General features: G+C 68.2%; 4 protein-coding genes. All 4 read left to right on the forward strand.

Going from position 1 to position 2,688, the window contains the following annotated elements:
* Positions 1-1,206, forward strand: a 1,206-nt coding sequence (locus AQY21_RS06680; protein ID WP_058096979.1) for a DUF3363 domain-containing protein, incomplete at its 5' end; no start/stop codon positions are given.
* Positions 1,207-1,313: 107 nt separating this feature from the next.
* A complete protein-coding gene (locus AQY21_RS06685) occupies positions 1,314-1,565 on the forward strand; it encodes a type II toxin-antitoxin system Phd/YefM family antitoxin (protein ID WP_036749290.1) in 252 nt (83 codons plus the stop codon).
* A gap of 3 nt (positions 1,566-1,568) precedes the next feature.
* On the forward strand, positions 1,569-2,003 hold the full coding sequence (locus AQY21_RS06690) for a PIN domain-containing protein (RefSeq protein ID WP_036749292.1): 435 nt from the start codon (positions 1,569-1,571) through the stop codon (positions 2,001-2,003).
* Between the two features lie 176 nt (positions 2,004-2,179).
* On the forward strand, positions 2,180-2,688 hold a 509-nt coding region (locus tag AQY21_RS06695; RefSeq protein WP_161905954.1), incomplete at its 3' end, for a type IV secretory system conjugative DNA transfer family protein.

Raw genomic sequence — 2,688 nt, forward strand, 5'->3', positions numbered from 1 at the left:
AACACCGACAATCCCCATGTCCATGTCATCCTGCGGGGGCGGGCCGATGACGGCAGGGACCTGGTCATCTCCCGCGACTATATCAGGGAAGGACTGCGCGACCGGGCGCAGGACCTGATCACCCGAGAACTGGGGCCGCGCCATGACCACGAGATCCGCCGCAGCCTGATGCGGCAGGTCGAGGCGGAGCGCTGGACCGCGCTCGACCGCCAGCTGGTCCGCGACGCCGGCAAGTCCGGCATCATCGACATGGCGCCGGGCATCGACGGCCCGCGCGACGACTACCTGCCGCAGAAGGTCGGGCGGCTGCGGCATCTGGAACGCCTCGGCCTGGCCGATCAGGTCGGGCAGGCGCAATGGGTGATCCGACCCGAGGCCGAGACCGTGCTGCGCGACCTCGGCGAGCGCGGCGACATCGTCAAGCGCATGCACCGGGCGCTGTCGGGGCAGGGGATTGATCGCGGCGTCTCGGACTATGTCTTCGCCAGCAAGAAGGCCGACGGCCCGATCCTCGGCCGGCTGGTGGAACGCGGCCATGACGACGAGCTGAAGGGCACGGCCTATGCGGTGATCGACGGCGTCGATGGCCGCACCCATCACATCCGGCTGCCGAGTTTCGACGCCGCCGGCGACAGCGCGCCCGGCTCCATCGTCGAGCTGCGCCGATACGAGGATGCGCGCGGCGAGCGCCGCACCGCCCTGGCCGTCCGCTCGGATGTGGATATCCGGGCGCAGGTCACCGCCGGCGGCGCCACCTGGCTCGACCGCCAGGCCGTGGCCCGCGATCCCGCGGCATTGTCGGAGGCCGGCTTCGGGATCGAGGTGCGCCGGGCGATGAAGCGGCGCGCGGAACACCTGATCGAGGAGGGTCTGGCCGAGCGGCAGGGCGGCCGTGTCGTCTTCGCGCGCCGGTTGCTCGACCGGTTGCGCGAGCGCGAGATCGGTGACGTGGCAGAGAGGCTCTCCCACGAGACCGGCCTGCCGTTCGACCGGACCGTCAATGGCGAGAATGTCGCCGGCACCTATCGCCGCCGCTTTGTCCTTTCCTCCGGCCGCTTCGCCATGATCGACGACGGGCTGGGCTTCAAGCTGGTGCCCTGGACGCCCTCGCTCGAACGGCATCTCGGCCAGCATGTCTCCGGCGTCGCGCGCGGCGATGGCGGCGTGGACTGGAGCTTCGGCCGCAAGCGTGGGCTGGGGTTGTGAGATCGCTGGGAAACTGCCTTTCAAGGCATGGGACTGCGACTACGCTCACCTAGACGGCCTATGCGGCAATCCTATATGACTACAGATAGTCATCGCGAGGATTGGCCATGAAGGAACTTCAGTTACGGGATGCGAAGGCGACGCTCTCCGCCGTGGTCGATCAAGCCGTGGCCGGCGAGCCGACGGTGATCACCCGGCACGGCCGCAAGGAGGCGGTGCTGCTCTCCTTCGAGGAATGGCAGCGCATCTCCCGGGTGCCGGATTTCGCCGATCTGCTGCTCGCCTTCCCCGGCGAGCCCGAGGACATCCCCGAACGCGCCCGCAAGCCTGCGCGGGCGCTGCGGGATACGGACCTCTGACCCTTGTACCTGCTCGACACCAACATTCTCTCGGCCTCCGCGCCGACGCGGCGCGACGCCGGTGCCGAGGCTCTCGCCGCCTGGATGCGCGCCCATAGCGACCGACTCTATCTCTCGACCATCACCATCGCCGAGATCGAGGCCGGCATCGCCCGCGCGGTCAGGATCGGGGCCAGCGCCAAGGCCCCGGCGCTGCGCCGATGGCTTGCCGCCGTCGAGCATTTCCATGGCAGCCGGATCCTATCCTTCGGTATCGAGGAGGCTCGCCACGCCGGCACGATCCTCGACCGGGCGCGCGCCCATGATCCCGGCTTCGAGGACATCGCCATCGCCGCGACGGCGGCCGCGCATGGCCTGACCGTGCTCACCGCCAACGAGCGGCATTTCGCGCCGCTGGGGGTGCCCTATGTCAACCCGATGAAGGAACTGCCCGGATAGCAGTAAGGACAGCGTTGGGAAGGCAAAACCAGCGCTGGCGATCAGTGGCTGCATCCTGCAAGTATTTTTACGCTGCCCTGCGCCAGCTTGCGACCAGCCCAAGCATAGCAGTTGCATCCTGCGATAGGTGGGTTTTCCTCATTGCATCGGATACCTGCAGGGAGGCTGGAACCACCTTGTCCGGCACGAAGATCCTCTGGGGCCAGATCAGCGTGGTCTTCCTGATCGTGCTGATTTTCGTCTGGTCCGGCACGCAATGGACGGCTTGGCGGCTCGGCTTCCAGCCGCAACTGGGCCCGGCCTGGTTCGATCTCTGGGGCATTCCCGTCTATTACCCGCCCGCCCTGTTCTGGTGGTGGTATTTCTACGACGCCTATGCCCCGCGCATCTTCATGGAGGGCGGCATCATCGCCGCCTCGGGCGGGTTTCTGGCCATCGGCATCGCCATCCTGATGTCGGTCTGGCGTGCCCGCGAGGCCGAGGACGTCGAGACCTACGGCTCGGCGCGATGGGCAGGGCGGGCCGAGATCGAGCGGGCCGGGCTGCTCGGCCCCGACGGCGTGGTGCTGGGCCGATACCAACAGGACTACCTGCGCCATGACGGACCGGAGCATGTGCTCTGCTTCGCCCCGACCCGATCCGGCAAGGGGGTCGGGCTGGTGGTGCCGACGCTGCTGACCTGGCC

Source organism: Paracoccus sp. MKU1 (genome assembly GCF_001447385.1).
Taxonomy (GTDB): Bacteria; Pseudomonadota; Alphaproteobacteria; order Rhodobacterales; family Rhodobacteraceae; genus Paracoccus.